Origin of the sequence: Nodosilinea sp. LEGE 07298 (assembly GCF_015207265.1) — a bacterium.
Lineage (GTDB): Bacteria > Cyanobacteriota > Cyanobacteriia > Phormidesmidales > Phormidesmidaceae > Nodosilinea.
Window position 1 is genome coordinate 1 of the sequence record NZ_JADEXE010000395.1, and the last position, 5,082, is coordinate 5,082.

General features: G+C 53.7%; 6 protein-coding genes and 1 pseudogene. 4 read left to right on the forward strand and 3 right to left on the reverse strand.

Translation table 11 applies throughout. The features are described from left to right. Positions 1-745, reverse strand: a pseudogene (locus IQ273_RS30140) (histidine kinase); the annotation flags it as partial. A 169-nt stretch (positions 746-914) separates the two neighbouring features. After that, positions 915-1,148, reverse strand: coding sequence for a hypothetical protein (locus IQ273_RS30145; protein WP_194026785.1), 234 nt, complete (start codon positions 1,146-1,148; stop codon positions 915-917). Positions 1,149-1,542: 394 nt separating this feature from the next. Between IQ273_RS30145 and lepA the strand changes: the two genes are divergently transcribed. Further along, positions 1,543-3,348, forward strand: a complete 1,806-nt coding sequence (gene lepA, locus IQ273_RS30150; protein WP_194026786.1) for a translation elongation factor 4 — start codon at positions 1,543-1,545, stop codon at positions 3,346-3,348. A 95-nt stretch (positions 3,349-3,443) separates the two neighbouring features. Here the strand turns inward: lepA and IQ273_RS30155 are convergent, their stop codons facing one another. Beyond that, positions 3,444-3,692 carry a hypothetical protein gene (locus tag IQ273_RS30155; RefSeq protein ID WP_194026787.1) on the reverse strand — a complete coding sequence of 83 codons (249 nt, stop codon included), beginning with the start codon at positions 3,690-3,692 and terminating at the stop codon, positions 3,444-3,446. Between the two features lie 30 nt (positions 3,693-3,722). On the opposite strand from IQ273_RS30155, the gene IQ273_RS30160 reads away from it, so the two are divergent. The 3 genes from IQ273_RS30160 to IQ273_RS36160 all read left to right on the forward strand — a co-directional run. Continuing rightward, a complete protein-coding gene (locus IQ273_RS30160; RefSeq protein ID WP_313898299.1) occupies positions 3,723-4,064 on the forward strand; it encodes a helix-turn-helix transcriptional regulator in 342 nt (113 codons plus the stop codon). A 184-nt stretch (positions 4,065-4,248) separates the two neighbouring features. Continuing rightward, positions 4,249-4,953 carry a DUF4238 domain-containing protein gene (locus IQ273_RS30165; RefSeq protein WP_194026788.1) on the forward strand — a complete coding sequence of 235 codons (705 nt, stop codon included), beginning with the start codon at positions 4,249-4,251 and terminating at the stop codon, positions 4,951-4,953. A gap of 29 nt (positions 4,954-4,982) precedes the next feature. Beyond that, positions 4,983-5,082 (forward strand): transposase (locus IQ273_RS36160; RefSeq protein WP_194021068.1); only part of this gene is annotated, 100 nt, incomplete at its 3' end.

Sequence of the window (5,082 nt, forward strand, 5' to 3'; positions counted from 1 at the left end):
GTCGGGGGGGCACCACGGCGACCGACGCCTGGGCTGCGGCGCTGAGGCACGGAGTCTCGGCTAGTAGCCACACCTGCCCCTGCAAGAGGGGTAGATCGCTCGATCGCAGGTATTCAGCAGTGACCATAGCGGCCTCAGGAGCCCGATTAGGGGCCGTGTTGCAGCTGAACACCAGACAGCGATCGGCGTTAAAAAGGTCTCCGAGGCCTTCTACCGTCTGCTGACGGATGATTTCTAAATCAAGTGTCCAGCGAACATTGCGGGTAATTTGGTTGAGCCGAGGCGAGTAGGTCTGGAGCTGAGTGCAGGCTGCCGGTGCAATCTCGGTGGTCACCGCTGGAGCGACTCGCAACCAGGGGATTTCGGCCAGACCGTGCTGATCGGCCAGGTAGCCCGTGGCGGCAATCCGAAATAGGCCACCATTTGGCCCTAGCAGGGGTTGTAGCAGCCACTGCACATCAATGCTGTGAGAACCCAGCGGGCAGCGACCGGGTAGCTGCACAATGTCGTGGTGGGTGGCCAGTGTGTGAAGGGCCTGCCCCAGGACTTGAGGATTGGCGAACGAGACAATTTCGCCTAGCGATCGCCCTACCCAGTTGGTCGTCAGCGCCGCTGGCAATGCCTTTGCCCCCACCGTTTGCACCGACTCCACAAGGCCGCTAGGGCTCAGCACCATCATCCAAACGGAGATAGGATCCATTTGGCTGTCTGTAGCCAAAGCAGGAATGGAGCGTGGCGATCGCATAGGGGTGGGAGGCCAGAACGTTCCTATGTTAACCAACCGACTGCACGGATGGCTCTAGTAGAGATGAATTAGGTGGTTTAGGGTGTCAGGTTTAAGGTTCAAGGGGCGGCCTGATACCTTGCACCGCAAATTGCAAACCGTAAACCGCAAACCCCAAATTCGTTTTCCCTCAATCGTTCCATTCGCCTTTGGGGGGCACGGTGGGGTTGCGGGGCAGATGGCGCACCAGGTCATCTTCGTAGCGGCGATCGCCCCGCAGCCACTGGCGCAGGGCCACATCGATCACCTTGCTGGGGTCAGAGCTAAGGTGGGTTACCTGGTCGAGCAGGTCTTTGTCGATTTGCACGGAGAGATCGACTTTATCCGCCGACCGTTCGCCGGAATGGGGGGCAGAGTGTTGCATAGTGGATCGCCTGAGCTACCAGGAGGTGATAGTGTAATTGCCTTAAGTCTACGCCCTAGGGTGGTTAGGTCTAGTGTGGTCATCCCTAAACCTCCAGGTAGTAGGTCTGAGGTTCTTGACATAACAAGTTTATCTTCCCACCAAATCTCAGCCTGTTTCTCCGGGCCTGCTTCAAGAAACTTTCATTCTCAAATAATTGGATGCGATGCTTGGGTAGTCGTCCTCGCATCGCATCTACCATGGCGCAAGCCTCTAAGCATTTGCGAAGACTAGATGTCGTCTAGCCCAACCCCCGCCACCTATCTGCTCACCCCTGGCTCACCTGCGAGCATTCACCCAGGCGAGGGCTTACAATATTAAAGTCTGTAAACCGCTATTGCTGGTAAGCCTTCGTATGACCGAGGTTCCCGTCTCTCAGATTCGCAATTTTTCGATTATTGCCCACATCGACCACGGCAAATCGACCCTGGCCGACCGATTGCTGCAGCGCACCGGTACGGTTAGCGATCGCGAAATGAAGGCTCAGTTCCTCGACAGTATGGACCTAGAGCGGGAGCGGGGCATTACCATCAAGCTCCAGGCCGCCCGCATGAACTACAAGGCCCAGGACGGCAAAGACTACGTACTCAACCTGATCGACACCCCAGGGCACGTCGATTTTTCGTATGAGGTGTCGCGATCGCTGATCGCCTGCGAAGGAGCCCTGCTGGTGGTCGATGCCTCCCAGGGGGTCGAGGCCCAAACCCTGGCCAACGTCTACCTGGCCCTAGAGAACGACCTAGAGATTATCCCCGTTCTCAACAAAATTGACCTGCCGGGGGCCGATCCCGAGCGCATCAAGCAAGAAATCGAAGACATTATCGGCCTTGACTGCAGCGGTGCCATTCTCGCCTCTGCCAAACAGGGGGTTGGCATTGACGAAATTTTAGAATCGATTGTCTACCTGGTGCCGCCCCCCGCCGACACCGTCGATCAGCCCCTGCGAGCGCTGATCTTCGACAGCTACTACGACAGCTACCGGGGCGTCATCGTCTACTTCCGGGTGATGGATGGCACCCTTCGCCGCAAAGACAAAGTGCGGCTGATGGTCTCGGGTAAAGAGTACGAAATCGATGAACTGGGCGTGCTGGCCCCTACCCAAATTCAGGTAGACGAGCTTCACGCCGGGGAAGTAGGCTACTTTGCCGCCTCCATTAAAGCGGTGGAAGATGCCCGCGTGGGCGACACGATTACCCTGGTGCAAAACCCGGCCAAAGAAGCGCTACCGGGCTATGCCGAAGCCAAACCGATGGTCTTCTGCGGCCTCTTCCCCACCGTTTCAGACCAGTTTGAAGAACTGCGAGAAGCTCTCGAAAAACTGCGCCTTAGCGATGCGGCCCTGCAGTACGAGCCCGAAACCTCCAGCGCTATGGGGTTTGGCTTTCGCTGCGGCTTTTTGGGCCTTCTGCACATGGAAATCGTGCAGGAACGCCTGGAGCGTGAGTACAACCTCGATCTGATTACCACCGCGCCCTCAGTAATTTACCGGGTCACCACCATTCAGGGCGAGGTGCTCGAAATCGACAACCCCAGCACTCTGCCCGACCCCCAGGCCCGCGAAAAGATCGAAGAGCCCTACGTGCAGCTCGACATGATTACCCCCGAAGAGTACGTGGGTGCGCTGATGGAGCTGTGCCAAGGCCGCCGGGGCGAGTTCAAAGATATGAAGTACCTGGCCCAGGGCCGCACCACCCTAATTTACGAGGTGCCCCTGGCCGAGGTGGTGACCGACTTTTTTGACCAGATGAAGTCGCGCAGCAAGGGCTACGCCAGCATGGAATACCACCTGATTGGCTACCGCGAAAACCACCTGTCGCGCCTCGATGTGCTAATCAATGGCGACCCGGTCGATTCTCTGGCCTCCATTGTGCACCGCGACAAGGCCTACTTTGTGGGCAAGGCCCTGGTCGAAAAGCTGAAGGAACTGATTCCCCGCCACCAGTTCAAAATTCCAATTCAGGCGGCGATCGGCAGCCGCATTATTGCCAGTGAGAGCATTCCGGCCCTGCGCAAAGATGTGCTAGCTAAGTGCTACGGCGGCGATATTTCGCGGAAGAAAAAGCTGCTGCAAAAGCAGGCCAAGGGTAAGAAGCGCATGAAGGCTGTTGGTACCGTTGATGTGCCCCAGGAAGCCTTTATGGCTGTCTTAAAACTAACTTGATGCTTTCTACCCAGAAACCGGGTTTCTTGCGGCGTTTTTGCTATTCGCCAGGATTTAACGTTCAGAAACCCGGTTTCTCTCGCCACTAGCCACCGCTACTCCACCAGCACGTAGCGGGTGAGAACGCGCATGATTTCGTTGATGCGCCCGGTGGGCTGGGGTTTACTCCATTCACGTACTTCGGCAAAGCCGAGGCGGTACAGCTCGTGGATGATGCGATCGCAGCCGTGGGCAGTACCAATAACCAATATGCGAATGGTCTCTCGCCCCGGCTCGGCGGCAGGCTCGATGGTGACTTGCAGTGCAGGGTTGGCCAGGATTGAGGGGATGAAGGCTTGCGGCATGGGAATACCTTGAGAATGTAATCTCTTAAGATGACAAGCGCATCATACAGCACTCGTCGCCAGAATGTCATCTCTTGCGATTACATTTACGATGCTCGGCTCCTTTGGGACGATGGGGGCATGGGAAGAGCAGGGAAAGCGCTACGGGAAGTTCTCACGCAGTACGGCATTAGCCAGAATAGTCTGGCGGTAAAGATGGGCTTGCAGCGATCGGCTATCTACAAGTGGTTCCATGAAGAGCGCGACCCTACCGCAGAAACGGTTGCCGACATCGTAGAAGCTCTGAAAAGCTTAAATGAGCAGGCAGCCCAAGATTTTGTTTACCTCTACCTTGGCAATATGCTCAAAAACCAAGACCTCGAGCAACCGTAGGGTGCATTGCTTTGCAAATACACCGCTGATGGCTTGTAGATCGTACACCTCACTCCATCAAGAATTGCTATAAAATTATTTGTGGTCTACGAACTTATATAGGAGATCCCGTTTGCCTGATAAGATTTCAGAAATCAAAGCTAGGTAGCAAGTAAAAAGAAGCTATTTATCATGGCGATTAGGCATGGCTGAATTCAAAAATCAGCATTTTGTTCCTCAAGCTTACCTGAGGAGATTTGCATGTGATTCTAGTGGCAAAAAAATTCTCGCCCTAGTAAACAACCAGTGGAAAACTGCATCAATAAAGGGGCAATGTCAGAAGGACTATTTTTTCTCAAGAAAAGAACCTAAGGAAACGGAAAGCCGCATTGCCTGGGGAGAAACACTTCTTTGGAAAACTGACAATAAAGCCACAGCTCATCAATACAGCTCTGCGCTTATCTGGCTGCTCATTGAACTTCATTTCAAGTCTTCTAGATACGTTTGCGACAAAAAATTTGAGCGGATTGAGAAACTTAACAAAATCTTTGGAGGCTATCTTCAGGCATCCTTATTAAAGCAAATTGGGTATACTGTTGAGACAAACGATCCTGCCGAAGTTCTATATGCCCTTCAATGTTCATGGACAACGAAAAGACATTTTTTTAAGGAAGATACCTTAATAACTTCTGACAGTCCTGTTGTATTAATAGTGGTCGACAACCGTTTGTCAGTAATAGTGTGGCCATCCAGTCCTTCCTCTATCGTAATTGCATACGACTTTTCCTATATTTCCGACATCCGACCTGCAAGAAAAGATGATTTTTTTGCGGATTCACTAAATAATTTAAGGCTCAATAGGTGTTTCAGGGAGGTGACCTGCAAGCAGATGATGTATTCGCTAGGCTGAACACTAAAGTGCACCTGCTCTGCGATCTCATGCTAACCCTGACACACCTTTTGGAAGAGGCCAAGTGCTACGACAGCGTTCGGACGTTGCGCTGGCCCGACGGCGTTATCCGGTGTCCGAAGTGCGGCT

What these genes read in the sequence shown, in the direction of transcription:
- IQ273_RS30145 (WP_194026785.1), bottom strand. Translation starts at nt 1,148, where the DNA reads ATGCAACACTCTGCCCCCCATTCCGGCGAACGGTCGGCGGATAAAGTC.
- lepA (WP_194026786.1), top strand. Translation starts at nt 1,543, where the DNA reads ATGACCGAGGTTCCCGTCTCTCAGATTCGCAATTTTTCGATTATTGCC.
- IQ273_RS30155 (WP_194026787.1), bottom strand. Translation starts at nt 3,692, where the DNA reads ATGCCGCAAGCCTTCATCCCCTCAATCCTGGCCAACCCTGCACTGCAA.
- IQ273_RS30160 (WP_313898299.1), top strand. Translation starts at nt 3,723, where the DNA reads ATGACAAGCGCATCATACAGCACTCGTCGCCAGAATGTCATCTCTTGC.
- IQ273_RS30165 (WP_194026788.1), top strand. Translation starts at nt 4,249, where the DNA reads ATGGCTGAATTCAAAAATCAGCATTTTGTTCCTCAAGCTTACCTGAGG.